Annotated in this window: 13 protein-coding genes; 8 read left to right on the forward strand and 5 right to left on the reverse strand. The window is 66.1% G+C overall.

The window, feature by feature from the left end; all coding sequences use genetic code 11:
- Positions 1-207: 207 nt before the first annotated feature.
- Both AADZ55_RS11435 and AADZ55_RS11440 read right to left on the reverse strand, forming a co-directional pair.
- The gene (locus AADZ55_RS11435) at positions 208-2,715 is read right to left on the reverse strand and encodes an ABC transporter permease (protein WP_085325927.1); all 2,508 of its coding nucleotides are present in this window, start codon (positions 2,713-2,715) and stop codon (positions 208-210) included.
- Positions 2,712-3,440, reverse strand: coding sequence for an ABC transporter ATP-binding protein (locus AADZ55_RS11440; RefSeq protein ID WP_085325929.1), 729 nt, complete (start codon positions 3,438-3,440; stop codon positions 2,712-2,714). Before AADZ55_RS11440 ends, AADZ55_RS11435 begins: the two co-directional genes overlap by 4 nt.
- Positions 3,441-3,636: 196 nt before the next feature.
- Between AADZ55_RS11440 and AADZ55_RS11445 the strand changes: the two genes are divergently transcribed.
- Both AADZ55_RS11445 and AADZ55_RS11450 read left to right on the forward strand, forming a co-directional pair.
- Positions 3,637-4,308, forward strand: coding sequence for a cutinase family protein (locus tag AADZ55_RS11445; RefSeq protein ID WP_085325970.1), 672 nt, complete (start codon positions 3,637-3,639; stop codon positions 4,306-4,308).
- 262 nt (positions 4,309-4,570) lie between these two features.
- A complete protein-coding gene (locus AADZ55_RS11450; RefSeq protein WP_085325931.1) occupies positions 4,571-5,977 on the forward strand; it encodes a WS/DGAT/MGAT family O-acyltransferase in 1,407 nt (468 codons plus the stop codon).
- A 9-nt stretch (positions 5,978-5,986) separates the two neighbouring features.
- Here the strand turns inward: AADZ55_RS11450 and AADZ55_RS11455 are convergent, their stop codons facing one another.
- Positions 5,987-6,370: a DUF5073 family protein gene (locus AADZ55_RS11455; RefSeq protein WP_085325932.1), complete on the reverse strand. Its 384-nt coding sequence runs from the start codon at positions 6,368-6,370 to the stop codon at positions 5,987-5,989.
- Entirely contained in the window at positions 6,370-7,158 is a 789-nt protein-coding gene (locus AADZ55_RS11460) for a heavy metal-binding domain-containing protein (RefSeq protein ID WP_085325934.1), read from the reverse strand. Before AADZ55_RS11460 ends, AADZ55_RS11455 begins: the two co-directional genes overlap by 1 nt.
- A gap of 249 nt (positions 7,159-7,407) precedes the next feature.
- Here AADZ55_RS11460 and AADZ55_RS11465 point away from each other — a divergent pair, with 249 nt between their 5' ends.
- Positions 7,408-8,562, forward strand: coding sequence for an IS110 family transposase (locus tag AADZ55_RS11465; protein WP_119185019.1), 1,155 nt, complete (start codon positions 7,408-7,410; stop codon positions 8,560-8,562).
- 238 nt (positions 8,563-8,800) lie between these two features.
- On the opposite strand, the gene AADZ55_RS11470 is transcribed toward AADZ55_RS11465, so the two are convergent.
- Positions 8,801-9,268: a hypothetical protein gene (locus tag AADZ55_RS11470; RefSeq protein WP_207569116.1), complete on the reverse strand. Its 468-nt coding sequence runs from the start codon at positions 9,266-9,268 to the stop codon at positions 8,801-8,803.
- A 189-nt stretch (positions 9,269-9,457) separates the two neighbouring features.
- On the opposite strand from AADZ55_RS11470, the gene AADZ55_RS11475 reads away from it, so the two are divergent.
- The 5 genes from AADZ55_RS11475 to AADZ55_RS11495 all read left to right on the forward strand — a co-directional run bounded on the left by AADZ55_RS11475 (position 9,458) and on the right by AADZ55_RS11495 (position 15,863).
- Positions 9,458-9,862 carry a DUF302 domain-containing protein gene (locus tag AADZ55_RS11475; RefSeq protein WP_085325938.1) on the forward strand — a complete coding sequence of 135 codons (405 nt, stop codon included), beginning with the start codon at positions 9,458-9,460 and terminating at the stop codon, positions 9,860-9,862.
- Positions 9,863-10,016: 154 nt separating this feature from the next.
- Positions 10,017-11,897, forward strand: a complete 1,881-nt coding sequence (locus AADZ55_RS11480; protein WP_341286294.1) for a PE family protein — start codon at positions 10,017-10,019, stop codon at positions 11,895-11,897.
- A 154-nt stretch (positions 11,898-12,051) separates the two neighbouring features.
- Entirely contained in the window at positions 12,052-13,296 is a 1,245-nt protein-coding gene (locus AADZ55_RS11485; protein WP_085326127.1) for an amino acid deaminase/aldolase, read from the forward strand.
- Between the two features lie 78 nt (positions 13,297-13,374).
- Positions 13,375-14,580, forward strand: coding sequence for a M28 family metallopeptidase (locus tag AADZ55_RS11490; protein WP_207569122.1), 1,206 nt, complete (start codon positions 13,375-13,377; stop codon positions 14,578-14,580).
- Positions 14,577-15,863 (forward strand): D-arabinono-1,4-lactone oxidase, encoded by a 1,287-nt coding sequence (locus AADZ55_RS11495; RefSeq protein WP_085326131.1) that lies wholly within the window; start codon positions 14,577-14,579, stop codon positions 15,861-15,863. The genes AADZ55_RS11490 and AADZ55_RS11495 overlap by 4 nt, the downstream gene beginning before the upstream one ends.
- The last annotated feature ends 34 nt before the right edge of the window (positions 15,864-15,897 follow it).

The raw sequence follows: 15,897 nt of genomic DNA on the forward strand, positions 1-15,897 counted from the left end.
GCAACGATTTTCTCGAGCCCGCTCTTCACCAATACTTTGACTTCTGGGTTTGAACCCACAACGGGCCTAGGTGCGCCCGGGCAGACAGTAAACACTTTCCAAAGTCCGGTCTTTCCTTTCCTGAATAGTTCGTTCGCCCTCCCATTTACGGATCCGGTAGCCCCACTGTTTATTGCGCTCCTTCCGCTCGGCTTCTGACCGCGCGCCCTACTCGACGCTGACGGCGTCGATGATGTTCATTTTCGCCGCGCGTCGGGCGGGCGGTAGCGAGCCGAGCAGGCTGATCGCAAGCGCACCGCCGGTGAAGACGAACGTCATCGGGCTCGGGCGGAAGCTGACCTGGAAGTTCATCATGTTCGCGCTGACCAGACTGAACAGCCACTGGTCGGCCAACCCGAATATCAGGCCCAGGGCACCGCCGATGACACCGATTCCTGCCGCTTCGGTCAGCACCATTTGCAAGCTGAATCGGCGGCTCGATCCCATTGCACGCAGCACCCCGATCTCGCGTCGTCGTTCCAGCACCGAGAGCGTCAACGTGCAAAGAAGTGCTACTGCCGCGACCAGCACCACGATGATCCACACGGCATTCGCGATGAACATGCTTTGATGAATCGGCGCCTCGCGCCCCGCCAATGCCGTGTGGCCGTCATACACGTGGTTCGGCACGGGCACCGCTTGGCGCACGTCGGCCAACAGACGATCCGGATCCACGCCGAGCGCCGCGGTCACCTGCAACGTGGTCGCCCCCGGTCGATCGAACCACGCCCGCAGCTGATCGAGGCTCATCCCGACGGTGCCCATGACCGTCGCGAAGTACGGCACCAGGGCCAACACGACGGCATGTCGTAGGCCGTGGGGCGTTTGCAGCCGCAATTCGTCGCCGATCCGTACGTTGAGTGTCGTGCCCAGATTCTGCGAAAGCACCACACCCCGACCGGCGAGCACCTCGTTGCGTACCCGCTCATCGAGCGCGCGGTAAAGCGGATCGGCGGTTCCGGGGGAGAACCCGTCAAGTATGACGCGCGTACCACCGACGACAGCGAAGGCGAAAGCACCTTCGGTGACGCGTGCTACGCCCGGAACCGCGGCCACCTTCTCGGAAAGACCCTGCGGCAGAACATCGGTGGGATAGGTGTCAGGAGGGTCTGCGCTCACCCAGACCGCGACATCGCCGACTGGCGCGAAGATGTCGCGCGCGGAACGGATCATATCGGTGTTCGTACCGGTGATCGCGACGGTAGTGACGATCGCGATCAGCACTGTCATCACCGTGGCCCACACCCGTCGAGGCGCACGCTCGATCGTCGCCGCCGCGAGCGCTCCGACCGTTCCGAACATTCGTGCCGTTGCCGATGTGGCTTTGACGATGGGCATGGCGAGAGCGAAGCCCAATGCGATCTCGGCACCGAACACAGCAGACATCCCGACAAAGGCGAAGACGCCTCGTTGGGTGACGACCAGCAGGGTTGACATCGCGAACACCGCGACGGCGCCGACCCCGCACCAGATCCGCAGCCAGCGTGGTACGCGGTCGGCCGCTGAGACTCCGACAGGTGCCAACGCTTCGATCGGTGACACCTTGTACACCTGCCTTGCAGCCATCGCGGATGCAACCACACTGGTGACCGCGGTGGCCACGACGGTGGCTGGTGTTGCATGGCTGGGCAGCCAGTATTGAACGCGAGCCTCCAGCCCCTGGGTTATGGCCGAAGGCAGTCGGCCAATCGCAATGCGGCCCATCAGTATTCCAAGACCGGAGCCGATGGATCCGCCGATCAGGCCGAGAATCGCTGCCTCCGTGAGAATGTCGCGAACGATCGTGATCCGTCTGCCGCCGATGGCACGCAGGATCGAGATGACCGGCCGGCGCTGGGTGATCGCCATGGTCACGGTGGTGTAGATAAGGAACGCACCGACCGCCAACGCAACCGTCGCGCCCATCAGGGCCATATAGCTCATCATCTTGACGCCGTCGCCGGCCCGGGTCGCGCGCGCGCTCGGCTCGGCGACGATCGCCCGATTGTTCACCGCAGCGGTCACCATGGCGCGAACCGCGACAAGGTCGGTTCCCGGTTTCGCGGTGACCAGAATCGAGTCGAGTTGGCCAAGGCGGTCGGTAACGCTCTGCGCCAAAGCGACTGGGGCAAGGACATAGTGGCCGCCGTTGAGGTCCGCAAGCTCCTCGCCCTGCAGCACTTCGGTGACCGTGACCCAACCCGAGCCGAGTCGAAACGTCTCGCCTTGCCCATGACGGACACTTGGTCCGACCCGGACGCCGTTGGGTATCGCCGAGGGGGCCGTCAGCCGCTGTTCCGCGACAGCATCTTTGAAGGCGCCGCCCAACGCGGAAATGTTCGCGTCCGCGCCCAGCAGCAGCACAGGCCCCGACGGCGTGGGTGCGGAGGTCCGGATCATCGGCACTGCGGCCGCGACGCCCGGAACTGCCGCCACGTCTGTGGTTATCGTGTCCGGGAATCCCGCGTCGGTGATACCCGACACCTCTAGTGCGGCAACGCCGGCGATCCCGTCCGCCAGCCGGTTGACCGATGCGGTGATCGATCCGAAAATGCCGAATATCGCAACCAGATACATTGCCGACACCGCCATCACCGTGATCGAGGCCATCGTGCGTCGACGATGTGCGGCGAGTTCACGCAGGCTGAACAGCTGAAACCGGCCCGCTGCCGCAGCTATCGCCGTGCCCGGCTTCATCTCCGGGTCACCGATACGTCGGATCCGACGCGACCATCCTGAAGGGCAATCACCCGATCGGTCGACGCCGCGGCATCGCAGTTGTGCGTCACCATCACCACCAGGCGCCTACGGCGATTCTCGTGCGCCACTTCGGAAAGAAGCGCCAAGATCGAAGCGCCCGTCGTGGAATCGAGGTTCCCGGTTGGTTCGTCGGCGAGGATCAAGGGCGGGTCCATGATCAAGGCACGGGCCACCGCTACACGCTGCATTTGCCCACCGGATAGCTCCGCTGGTTTGTGCTCGGTCCGGTTACCGAGGCCGACCCGGTCCAGCACCCGCGTCGCATCCGGTTTGGCCCTGCGCAATGCGATACCGTCGAGCAGCTTCGGGACCGCCACGTTCTCCCACGCTGACAGGTTCGGCAACAGGTTGAAAAACTGGAAGATGAATCCCACGCGATGATGCCGAAACTCGGACTGCTGATCATCGGTGAGGCGTCCTATCTCGTCGCCGGCGAACACAATCGACCCGGAATCGGGGGAGTCCAGCGCGCCGAGCAGATGCAGCAACGTGCTCTTGCCCGCGCCCGACGGCCCGATGACCGATACGAACTGCCCGCCCTGAAGCCGCAGGCTGACCTCGTCGAGTGCACGCACGGCCGCATCGCCGAGGCGATATTCGCGCACCACGTTGTTGAGTTCGAGGGTTAGCTCGTCCGTGCGTGTATCGGAGCGCTTGGTCATGGTCCTCCCGCGAGGCCACCTTGCCGGTGCGCAACGGCGACGACCCGTGCGTGACCGGATGCCGATATGGGATACACGAGCCAGATTGCTAAGTGGTTCGACCGGGCGCTGCCACCCTCGTCGTTTGGGGAGTGTGTGCAAAGGGCATTATTGTTTCGTGAGCGCATTCAACATCTGTCGATTCGTTGCTGCCGCAGTGGTCACGACCTGGGCTTTGCTGTTCGCGCCTGCGCTATCCGCGTCTGCCGAACCGTCCGCATCTGCCGGCGCGTGTCCCGACGTCGAAGTGGTGTTCGCCCGTGGCACCGGCGAGCCACCCGGTGTGGGGGTGATCGGAGAGGACTTCGTCGACGCGCTGCGTTCGAAGATTGGCGGGAAATCCATGAAGGTTTATGGGGTCGATTACCCGGCGACCACTGATTTCCCCACAGCGTTGGCCGGTATTGACGACGCTGGCACCCATGTCGAACAGACGGCGGCGAGCTGTCCCAAAACCAAGCTGGTGCTCGGCGGGTTTTCGCAGGGTGCGGCCGTGATGGGCTTTGTCACTTCGGCGGCGATTCCGGAGGGAGCGCCGGTGGACGCACCCAGGCCGATGCCGCCCGAGGTCGCCGACCACGTCGCCGCCGTCACGCTCTTCGGTATGCCCTCGGTTCAGTTCATGAATTCGATCGGCGCGCCGCCGATCGTCATCGGTCCGCTCTATGCGGAAAAGACCATCCAGCTGTGCGCCCCCGACGACCCCGTCTGTTCTTCCGGCGGTAATTGGGCGGCACACAATGGGTACGCAGACGACGGCTTGGTCGAGCAGGCCGCGGCATTCGCCGCCAGCCGCCTGTCGGCCCTCGACCGACCGGGCGGTGCTTGATCCGGCACGCCGGCGGCGGCTGGGAAAAGTGCAGGTTTGACGTCCCTGCTGTCTGGGAACTCCCGGCGTTGAGCCGGGTGCCGGGTAGTCACCCCAGGGCTTGTTGCGTTCCGTTCGGCGCAGTGGGGTGCCGACAGCAACGTCGCGGTCATCAATAATTTACGCGGAAAGGCTTGTCAGGGACTGGATCTGAGCGTTTTCGGCGCCTAAGCTTTGTCGGGTCGGGGGAGCAATTGAAATTCTCTAGTCGGGTGGGCGGCTTGTGGAGCGACTAAGCGGACTTGATGCATTCTTTCTCTACCTAGAGACACCGACGCAGCCGTTGAATGTGTGCTGCGTTCTGGAGTTGGACACCTCGACAATGCCCGGCGGCTACACGTACGGACGGTTTCGCGCCGCGCTGGAAAAGTACGTGCAGGCGGTACCCGAATTTCGGATGAAGCTCACCGATACCCAGCTGAACCTGGATCACCCCGTGTGGGTGGACGACGACAACTTCCACATGCGACACCACCTGCACCGGGTGGCTGTGCCCGCGCCCGGAGGGCGTCGCGAGCTGGCGGAGATCTGCGGCTACGTCGCGGGCTTGCCGCTGGACCGCGACCGCCCGCTGTGGGAGATGTGGGTGGTTGAAGGCGGTGCCCGCAGCGACACCGTGGCGGTGGTGCTCAAGGTCCACCACGCGGTGGTGGACGGGGTCGCGGGCGCGAACCTGCTGGCCCATCTTTGCAGCCTGCAGCCCGATGCGCCGCCACCGCAGCCCTTGCCCGGCGCTGGTGGCGGCAATCTGCTGCAGATCGCTGCGAGTGGACTGATGGGTTTCGCGTCGCGGCCCTTGCGGCTGGCGACGGTGGTGCCGGCGACAATGCGCACGTTGGTAGAGACGCTGCTGCGCGCCCGGGAGGGCCGCACCATGGCCGCCCCGTTCTCGGCGCCGCCGACTCCGTTCAACGCCCCCCTCAGCCGTCAACGCAACATCGCCTATACCCAGCTCGACATGCGCGACGTCAAGCGCGTCAAGGACCGGTTCGGGGTGACCATCAACGACGTCGTGGTGGCGTTGTGCGCCGGGGCACTACGACGCTTCCTGCTCGAGCGCGGCGAACTGCCGGACGCCCCGCTGGTGGCCACCGTGCCGGTGTCGGTACACGATAAGTCGGACCGACCGGGGCGAAACCACTCCACATGGATGTTCTGTCGGGTCGAGAGCCAGATCAGCGACCCCGCTGAGCGCATCCGCACCATCGCCGCCGGAAACACCGCCGCAAAAGACCACACCGCGGCCATCGGCCCCACCCTGCTGCACGACTGGACCCAGTTCGGCGGCCCGACGATGTTCGGCGCGGCCATGCGGATCCTGCCGCGCATTCCGATTATGCGCAGCCCCGCCTACAACCTGATCCTGTCGAACGTGCCCGGCCCGCAGGCCCAGTTGTATTTCCTGGGTTGCCGAATGGACTCGATGTTTCCGCTCGGTCCGCTGCTTGGCAGCGCGGGCCTCAACATCACCGTCATGTCACTCAACGGAGAACTGGGTGTCGGCATCATCGCCTGCCCCGACCTGCTGGAAGACCTGTGGGGAATCGCGGACGGGTTTCCCGACGCTCTCAAAGAGCTCCTGGAGTGCGGCGACGACCGGCCGGAAGGTGGCCTCCAGCCGCATTCGTGAGCTGTGCGTTCAGAATCGGTAGCCGGCGCTGGTGCCAAGAACTTCGATGGCCGCGTTGATGTTCGGGACTACCGTTGCGCCGTATCGGCTGACGAGTTGCCCAAGCGCGCGACCGATGTGCGGTCCGACAGCCTCGGCGATGAGGACTTCCTCGGCGATGACGATGCCGTTCACCATGTGCGCGGCGAGCAGCCGTCCGTCGTGGGCGATCTCGTAACGCCAGTCGCCGATCTGGACACGCTCGGGATTGGATCGAAAGAAGCCACGTCGCGCGGGAGTGTGCAGCACTCCCGGAAGTCCGGCGAACACGTTGATCACCAACGCGACGCCGCCGGGACCGGCGAGCGCGGCCGCGACAGTGCGGCTCATCCGCTCGGCATCGAAATCGGGCATCAGTTGTCCATCGGCAGGACGAACGACGGCGTGATGGTTTCCCCGCTGCCGGTGCGGCGCACGGCGGTTCCCGCGGTGTAGAACTCCACCGTATGCACTCCCCACGCGTAGTTCGAGATGGCGAAGTGCACGCCTACCACGCCGGTTGCGCCGTCTCGCTCCGCCTCGCTTTGCATGCGTGACATGGCCAGCTCTCGCGCTTGATAGTTGCCCTGCGTCCACTGCGGCATCTCCATATTGCGCCCGATCTGGCGAAGCGTTTGCATGAACCCCTGCACGGCGATGTGAAACACGCAATTGCCCATCACGAAGGCGACCGGCGCGAAGCCGGATCGCAGCAGGGTCACCATGTCCTGGCCGGATAGGTGACTGGAGAACGCTTGTCCGTTGGGACGCCGAAAGGCTCCTGGTTTGGCGGTATATCGCACCGCGGTGCCGACCGCCATGAATTCGAGATGTTCGCCGCCCTCACCATGGTGGCGCCAGCTGAGCCGGACACCGACGATCCCGTCGGCTTTGAGCGCATCGGCTTCGGCTTGCATCCGCGCCATCGCGTTCCAACGGGCTCGGTAGGTTGCCTCGGTGAGCACGCCCAGTTCCTGTTGCTGTCGCATTCCGCTGAACTGGAAGCCGACGTGATAGACCGAGACACCCATGACCAGCTCGATGGGTTCAAACCCGGCCCCATGCAGCAGCGCGAACTCGTTGATCGACAAGTCCGACGTCCACGACTTGTCAGCGTGTGCTAGCCGTTCGCTGGCCACCGGATCGAGCGAGCTTGGTTGCATCGGTTGGAGTCCTTAAGTTCGTAGGTGCAGTTACTTCGTGTTGTTGCGGTGTGCTGTGACCCGGGTGGGTCGGGTGTGGCGGTGGTTGGTTTGCCGGCCCGGTGGTGCGGCTTGAAGGGACTGGCCGCCCGGCCTGCCTGGACTTCCTCGGGCCGCTGATTGAGATCTGCGATGAGATCGCTTGGTTAAGGAAATGCTGGCGGGGTTGTCCGTGGGGTTGATGTTGGCCAACAAGTGAAAAGGGGTTCGATGGAATCTGACCAGTGGTTGTGGGCGGGTGTTGATGTCGGCAAGGAGCATCACTGGGTTTGCGTGGTCGACGACACGGGTGCGGTGGTGCTCTCGCGCAAGGTGGCCAACGACGAGCAGCAGATCCGCAGGCTGTTGGCTGAAGGCGACGGGCTCAGTGGGCAGGTGTCGTGGACGGTGGATCTGACTACGGTGTATGCCACGTTGCTGTTGACCTACCGCGGCGGTGAAGCCAAAACCGACGCCAAAGACGCCCGGGTGATCGCCGATCAGTCGCGGATGCGTGGCCAGGATCTGCCGGTGTTGCATCCCGACGACGAGCTGATCACCGAATTGCGGATGCTCGCCGGACATCGCGCTGATCTGGTCGCCGATCGCACCCGCACCATCAACCGGCTCCGGCAACAGCTGGTCGCGGTGTGTCCGGCTTTGGAGCGGGCCGCCCAGCTGAGCTCCGACCGCGGCTGGGTGGTGCTGCTGGCGCGCTACCAACGCCCGAAGGCTATTCGCCAAAGCGGCATTACGCGGCTGACCCGGATACTGGCCGACGCCGGAGTGCGTAACGCACCCACGATCGCTCAAGCCGCCGTCGCTGCCGCCAGGGCCCAGACGGTCGGGTTGCCTGGCGAACAGGTCGCCGCGGGGCTGGTCGCACAGTTGGCGCAGGGGGTGATTGCCCTCGATGAACGCATCAAGACCACCGACGCTGACATCGAGGACCGATTTCGCCGCCATCCACTCGCCGAGGTGACCACCAGCATGCCCGGCATCGGTTTCCGGCTCGGCGCCGAATTCCTGGCCGCTGTCGGTGATCCCGCGTTGATCGGTTCGGCCGACCAACTCGCCGCCTGGGCCGCACTGGCGCCGGTCCCGCGAGACTCGGGGAAGCGAACCGGACGACTGCGCACCCCCAAGCGCTACAGTCGCAGACTGCGCCGGGTGATGTACATGTCGGCCCTGACCGCGATCCGCTGTGACCCGCAGTCCCGGACCTACTACCAACGCAAACGTGATCAGGGAAAGCGGCCGACCCCGGCCACCATCTGCCTGGCCAGACGGCGCACTAACGTCCTCTTCGCGCTTATCCGTGACAACCGCACCTGGCAACCCGACTCACCCCCGATCGCTACGACGGCGGCTCGACATCCTCATTGAGAGTCCCTTCTATGGTTTGCGTCAGCGTACGACGCGCTCGATTGCGATCGCGTGTTCTTGGCAGTTCTGCGCGCGGGTGTAGCCGAGTTCAGTACCGGGCGCGATCTCGTAATCCGGGCTGCGCCGGTGGAATTCAAGCCGGCTCAGAACTACCGCTTGCGGCGCCCGCAATGCCGTCGGCTGCTGCCATGTAGCAAGCCTGACACCAAGGCGAATTACGGGCAATGCCTTCCGGCCGCTATCGGTCGGCTCCGCGCCACCCGCGCATCAGGGCGGTGGCGGCACGCAACGCGCCGCGCAGTGCGTAGACGGCGGTCACGGCCGTCAACAGAATCAGCAGGATGAATGTCGGGAGCCAGTTGGCGCGGCTGTGGTTGACCTCCCACCAGATGATCGTGAAGAGCAGCACGCAGAGGAGCAACACGATGTCGCGCCAGTTGCCCCGGTACGACATCGCAGCTTTGCGCAGTGCCCGACTCCGATCGGCCGCATCGACCAGGTCGTCAATCCGGGCATCGATTGTGCGCTGCAGGTCGGTGCGTCTCTTGGTGGCGTCCGCGGGGAGCCGATCGAGCAGGTCCATATCCTGCTTGATCGATCCGCGAAAGTCGGGGCCTTTGAATTGCCCGGCCGCAATGGCAAGCATGGCACCACCAAAGATGGGCGCGCTGTTCAGTGCGATTTGTCCCAGACCCGCCACGTCCACTCCCTTTCTTCGGCTCATCGGCTGGCGCCCGCGTCCACGTGCACCAAGTGAGACCCGATGTGTTACCTGACGACAACGTTGCCCTCAGACATAGACTTAGCAAATAGGTCTACCTGGTTCGAGGTGCATTCTGGTGCGAATTGCAAAGGCGCGCAAACATTCACCCGACCGACGGAAGAGGCATCGGAAATGAACATCGCATTGTCGACCGCATTGCACACCACCTTTGACGATGCGGTTAGGCGCACGCGCGTGGCGCTGGCCGAGCAGGGCTTTGGCGTCCTGACCGAGATCGACGTGAAGGAAACCCTGAAGGCCAAACTCGGTCGAGACATTGAGGACTATCTGATCCTGGGCGCGTGCAACCCGCCCCTGGCGCATCGCGCGGTGGAGGCGTATCGCCAGATCGGTCTGCTGCTGCCCTGCAACGTCGTCGTGCGTGCCGACCCAGAGCGGACCGGGACCGTACTCGTCGAAGGGATGAATCCCCAGCTGCTGGTGGACGTGACCGGCGAAGCCGAGCTCATCCCGGTCGCCGAAGAGGTGTCTAGCAGGCTGCAGGCAGCGATCGATTCCTTGAACGTTCGGACGTGACGGCGGCGGGCTGAAACGTTCCGCGGCCGAATAGCGAAACGCATGGTAGGTCGCGCGGAAATGCGCGGTGTGCTGGCGCGATGGCGATACCCTTTGCCGAGGGTTCAATGGCGACTTGGCGCCTGCCGGGTTTCCATGAGGCGGGAGGTCCCGGATGTCGTATCTCATCGCGGCGCCAGAGATGCTGACGGCGGCGGCGACCGACTTGGCGAACATCGGTTCGTCGATCAGCGCAGCCAACGCGGCCGCGGCCCCACCCACCACGGCGCTGGTCGCCGCCGGCGCCGATGAGATATCGGCGCGCATAGCCGCGTTGTTCGGGGCGCATGCGCAGGCATATCAGGTGTTGAGCGCCCAAGCGGCGATGTTTCACGAACAGTTCGTGCGGGCCCTTAGCACCGGTGCGGGCGCCTACGCCGCCGCTGAGGTGGCTAGCGCGCAATCCGTGCAGCAAGACCTGCTCAATCTGATCAACGCGCCCACCCAGGCGCTGTTGGGGCGTCCGCTGATCGGCAACGGCGCCGACGGGCTGCCGGGAACAGGCCAGAACGGCGGCGACGGCGGGATCTTGTTCGGCAACGGCGGTAACGGCGGGTCCGGGGCGCTAAACCAGCGCGGCGGTAACGGCGGCAATGCCGGGTTGTGGGGCAACGGGGGCGCGGGCGGAGCGGGCGGGAACGCCACCGCCGCCGGAGTGAACGGCTTCAGCGGGGGTGGCGGAGGCCTCGGCGGGTTGCTGTTGGGCAATGGCGGCGCCGGCGGGGCCGGCGGGAACGGCGGTCCGGCTCCGCTCGTGGGCGGCGTGGGCACCATCGGCGGCCCCGGTGGAAACGGCGGCGGCGCCGGGCTGTTCTACGGCTTCGGTGGCGCCGGGGGAAATGGCGGGCTTGGCGGGGCCGCGCCGGCTACGGGCCCGTCGATGGGCATCCTCCCGGCGGGTGGTGTCGGCGGGTTCGGGGGTGCCGGCGGCGCGAGTGCGTTTGCGTTTGGCGGCGGCGGCGCCGGGGGAACGGGTGGGGCCGGCGGGACTACCGATGGCACGGTGCAGGGCGTGGGCGGCTTTGGCGGTCAGGGTGGGAACGGCGGGCAGAGCGGCCTGTTGTTCGGTAACGCGGGCGCCGGTGGGCCCGGCGGTGTCGGCGGAGCCGGAACCGGCACGGGCACCGAGAGCTTCGGCGGCCACGGCGGGGCCGGCGGCGATGGCGGCGGGATCGGGCTGACCGGCAACGGTGGAGGCGGAGGCAATGGCGGGGTCGGCGGGGCAGGAGCGCCGGGCGGCGCCATGGTGGGTGGTAACGGCGGGGTCGGTGGCCTCGGTGGCACCGGCAGTCCCGGAGGTCTGCTGTTGGGCACCGGCGGGGCCGGCGGCAGCGGCGGGCTGGGTGGCGACGGTGGCGCCGGGGCCACCGTCGGCTTTGCCGGCTCCGGCGGTTTCGGTGGCACCGGTGGCATCGCCCAGCTGATCGGCACGGGCGGCATGGGCGGCAGCGGCGGCGGCATAGGCGCCGGCGAAACCACGGTGGTGCCGCCCGAGGTGGCGCCGGTTGGCGGCGTAGGCGGTAATGGCGGCCGCGGGGGGCTGCTGCTGGGTACCGGTGGCGTCGGCGGCAACGGCGGGGCCACCAGTGTCGGCGGCACGCTGTACGCCACCGGCGGAAACGGCGGCAGCGGCGGCCTGGTGTGGGGCAACGGTGGTACCGGCGGGGATGGTGGTGCGGGCGGGGCGGGCAGTGTTGGCAACGGCGGTGCCGGTGGCAGCGCGGCGCTTCTCTTCGGCAACGGTGGCGCGGGTGGGACCGGTGGCGCGGGCGGAATCGGCGCCGGCGGGTCCGGCGGCGTGGGCGCGATTCTGTTTGGTAACGGCGGAGGTGGCGGGAGCGGTGCCCCCGGCGGCATGGGGGCCGGCGGCAACGGCGGAAATGCGGTGCTGATCGGCAACGGCGGCAACGGCGGGGCCGGCACCGGCGGCGCGGGTGGCGGCGCCGGTGGCCGGGGCGGGGTGCTGTTCGGCCAAAACGGGGCGCACGGGCTGTGATGCCCACCAACTAGTGCGGGGAGTGGGCAAACTGCACATCGACCGGTGCCATTGTCGGCAAACCGCACAGATCCCGCGAGTTTCGTTGGCGATCAGCTCGCCGCGCCGGGAAAGGGGGCTGTAAGAGTTGTCCAGGTTCATCTAGGGTGGCGGCGTGCATGAGGTGGCTGCTCGTGAGCAATGTGTGGACGGGCCGGTGAGGCTGGATGCGCAGGGTCGGCTACAGCGTTACGAGGAGGCGTTCGCCGACCACGATGCGCCGTTTGCGTTCGTAGACCTCGACGCGATGTGGGGCAATGCCGACCAAATGCTCGCGCGCGCGGGTGACAAACCAATCCGGGTGGCGTCGAAATCGCTGCGTTGCCGGCCACTGCAACGCGAAATCCTCGATGCCAGTGAGCGATTCGACGGGCTGTTGACGTTCACGCTGACCGAGACGCTGTGGCTGGCCGGCCAAGGCTTCTCGAATCTATTGCTGGCGTACCCACCGACTGACCGGGCCGCGCTGCGTGAGCTGGGCGAGCTGACGGCCATGGACCCGGACGGGGCGCCGATTGTGATGGTCGACAGCGTCGAGCACCTCGACCTGATCGAGCGCGTGACCGACAGGCCGATGCGGCTGTGTCTGGATCTCGATGCCGCCTACTGGCGGGCGTGGGGACGGGTGAAGATCGGATCCAAACGATCGCCGCTGCATACCCCGGAGCAGGCTCGCGCGCTCGCGGTCGAGATTGCGCGACGGCCGGCACTGACGTTGGTGGCGTTGATGTCGTATGAGGCCCACATCGCGGGCCTCGGTGACGATGTTGCCGGCAAACGCGCTCAGAATGCGATCATCCAACGGATGCAGCACATGTCCTTCGAAGAACTACGCCAGCGGAGGGCGCGGGCTGTCGAGCTGGTGCGCGAAGTCGCCGACATCAAAATCGTCAATGCCGGCGGCACCGGCGACTTGCAGCTGGTTGCTCAGGAGCCGTTGATGACGGAGGCGACCGCCGGCTCGGGGTTCTACGCACCAACACTGTTCGACTCGTATTCGACGTTTACGCTGCAGCCTGCGGCTATGTTCGCGCTACCTATATGCCGCCGGCCCGACGCGAAGACCGTGACCGCGCTCGGGGGTGGTTATTTGGCCAGCGGGGTCGGGGCCAAGGACCGCATGCCGACTCCCTATCTGCCGGTCGGGCTGAAGCTCAATCCGCTGGAGGGCACGGGCGAGGTCCAGACGCCGCTGACGGGGGATGCGGCACAGCGCCTGAAGATTGGCGACAAGGTGTACTTCCGCCACACGAAGGCCGGCGAGCTGTGTGAGCGGTTCGACCATCTGCATCTAGTTCGCGGCGCTCAAATCGTCGACACCGTCCCCACCTACCGGGGTGAAGGGCACACGTTCCTCTAATGCTGAAATTGACATGCTCACCCGGCAGGTGCGGCGCGGCCTGGTGACCCAATTCAAGGCGCGCGAAGAGGAGCTGCCATGACACCGATCACCGCTTTGCCGACCGAGTTGGCGACCATGCGCGAAGTAGTCGAGACACTCGCGCCAATCGAGCGGGCTGCCGGCGAGCCGGGCGAGCACAAGGCGGCCGAGTGGATCGTCGAGCGGCTGCGCGCGGCGGGTGCGCAGAATTCGCGGATCGAGGAGGAACAGTACTTCGACGGCTACCCGAGGCTGCACCTGAAGCTGTCGGCGATCGGGGCGGCGGCTGGCATTGCGGGCCTGGTCAGCCGGCGCTTGCGCGTCCCCGCCGCGCTGGCCGGGGTGGCAGCGGGACTGGCGATCGCCGACGATTGCTCCAACGGGCCGCGCATTGTGCGCAAGCGAACGGAGCAACCCCGCACGACATGGAATGTGGTTGCCGAGGCGGGTGATCTCGCGGGCGAGGTGACGGTCGTTGCGTGCGCGCATCATGACGCGGCGCACAGCGGAAAGTTCTTCGAGGCTCACATCGAGGAGTTTCTGGTCGAGCGCTTCCCCGGCATTGTTGAGCGCATCGACACTCAGCTGCCGAACTGGTGGGGGCCAATCCTGGCGCCCGCGCTCGCCGGCATCGGCGCCCTGCGCGGCAGCCGCCCGATGATGATCGCCGGAGCGGTGGGTAGCGCTCTGGCCACCGCCTTGTTCGCCGACATCGCGCGCAGTCCGGTCGTCCCCGGCGCCAACGACAATCTCTCCGCGGTCGCGTTGTTGGTAGCGCTGGCCGAGCGGCTGCGCGAGCGGCCGGTGAAGGGCGTGCGCGTGTTGCTCGTTTCGCTCGGTGCCGAGGAAACGTTGCAGGGTGGGATCTATGGGTTTTTGGCGCGACACAAGCCCGAGCTCGACCGCGACCGCACCTACTTTCTGAACTTCGACACCATCGGTTCCCCCGAGCTGATCATGCTCGAGGGCGAAGGTCCGACGGTCATGGAGGACTACTTCTATCGGTCATTCCGCGATCTGGTCATACGGGCCGCCGAGCGCGCCGACGCGCCGGTGCGGCGTGGCATCCGGTCGCGCAACAGCACCGACGCGGTGCTGATGAGCCGCGCTGGCTACCCGACCGCGTGCTTCGTATCGATCAACCGGCACAAGTCGGTGGCGAATTACCACCAGATGTCGGACACGCCGGACAATCTCTGCTATGACACGGTGTCCCACGCCGTTACCGTCGCCGAATCCGCCATACGGGAGCTAGCACGGTGAGCCCGAGGTGGGGCAACTGGGCGCGTGAGCAGTTCTGCGCGCCGTCGGCGATCGTGCGGCCGACCTCGGAGGCCGAGCTGGTCGACGCGGTCAAACGGGCGGCGCAGCGCGGTGAGCGGGTGCGCGCCGTCGGTACGGGACATTCGTTCACCGATTGCGCCTGCACCGACGGCGCGATGATTGACATGACCGGCCTGCAGCGGGTTCTGGATGCGGATCCGGTGAGTGGTCTGGTCACGATCGAGGGCGGTGCAAAGCTTCACACGCTCGGCCCTGCGCTGGCCGCGCGCGGGCTAGGGCTGGAGAACCAGGGCGACATCGATGCCCAGTCGATCACCGGCGCCACCGCGACCGCGACACACGGGACGGGAGCACGTTTCCCTAACCTGTCGGCCCGGATCGTCGCGCTGCGACTGGTCACCGCGGGCGGCGACGTTCTGGAATTGTCGGAGGGGGATGACTACCTCGGGGCGCGGGTGTCGCTCGGTGCGCTTGGGGTGATCTCACAGGTCACCGTGCAGACGGTGCCGCTATACACGCTGCATCGCCGTGACGAGCGGCGTTCGGTAACCGAAACGCTGGACCGCCTCGATGAGTTCGTCGACGGCAACGATCATTTCGAGTTTTTTGTGTTCCCCTACGGGGATACGGCGTTGACCCGCGCCACCAGTCGCAGCGACGAGGAGCCGGTGGCGACGCCGGCGTGGAAGCGCAGGATCAGCGAAGACTTTGAAAACGTGGGGCTGAGCTTGATCTGCCGGACCGGCCGGCGCTTCCCGGGCGCGGCGCCGAGACTCAACCGCCTCACGACGAGCTTGATGGCGGACGCCACCGTCTGCGACCGCGCCTACAAGGTGTATGCGACCGAGCGCAAGGTCAGGTTCACCGAGATGGAGTACGCGGTGCCGCGCGAGCATGCGCGGGCTGGGATCGAGCGGGTGATCGACCTGGTGCGCCGCCGCAACTTGCCGATCATGTTTCCGATCGAGGTGCGGTTCTCCGCCCCCGATGATTCTTTCCTGTCGACCGCCTACGGGCGCGACACCTGCTACATCGCTGTTCATCAGTACACCGGCATGGAGTTCGAAAGCTATTTTCGCGCCGTCGAGGAGATTATGGACGAGTACGCCGGTCGGCCGCACTGGGGTAAACGTCACTATCAGACCGCGGCCACGCTTCGCGAGCGTTATCCGCACTGGGATAGATTCGCCGCGGTTCGCGATCGCCTCGATCCCGACCGGGTGTTTCTCAACGACTACACCCGGCGCGTTCTAGGGACCTGATCAGGCCGATCGGAGGGTCGTGGTGTCGGGTGGA

Origin of the sequence: Mycobacterium decipiens (assembly GCF_963853665.1) — a bacterium.
GTDB lineage: Bacteria > Actinomycetota > Actinomycetes > Mycobacteriales > Mycobacteriaceae > Mycobacterium > Mycobacterium decipiens.

What these genes read in the sequence shown, in the direction of transcription:
- AADZ55_RS11435 (WP_085325927.1), bottom strand. Translation starts at nt 2,715, where the DNA reads ATGAAGCCGGGCACGGCGATAGCTGCGGCAGCGGGCCGGTTTCAGCTG.
- AADZ55_RS11440 (WP_085325929.1), bottom strand. Translation starts at nt 3,440, where the DNA reads ATGACCAAGCGCTCCGATACACGCACGGACGAGCTAACCCTCGAACTC.
- AADZ55_RS11455 (WP_085325932.1), bottom strand. Translation starts at nt 6,370, where the DNA reads ATGCCCGATTTCGATGCCGAGCGGATGAGCCGCACTGTCGCGGCCGCG.
- AADZ55_RS11460 (WP_085325934.1), bottom strand. Translation starts at nt 7,158, where the DNA reads ATGCAACCAAGCTCGCTCGATCCGGTGGCCAGCGAACGGCTAGCACAC.
- AADZ55_RS11465 (WP_119185019.1), top strand. Translation starts at nt 7,408, where the DNA reads ATGGAATCTGACCAGTGGTTGTGGGCGGGTGTTGATGTCGGCAAGGAG.
- AADZ55_RS11475 (WP_085325938.1), top strand. Translation starts at nt 9,458, where the DNA reads ATGAACATCGCATTGTCGACCGCATTGCACACCACCTTTGACGATGCG.
- AADZ55_RS11480 (WP_341286294.1), top strand. Translation starts at nt 10,017, where the DNA reads ATGTCGTATCTCATCGCGGCGCCAGAGATGCTGACGGCGGCGGCGACC.
- AADZ55_RS11490 (WP_207569122.1), top strand. Translation starts at nt 13,375, where the DNA reads ATGACACCGATCACCGCTTTGCCGACCGAGTTGGCGACCATGCGCGAA.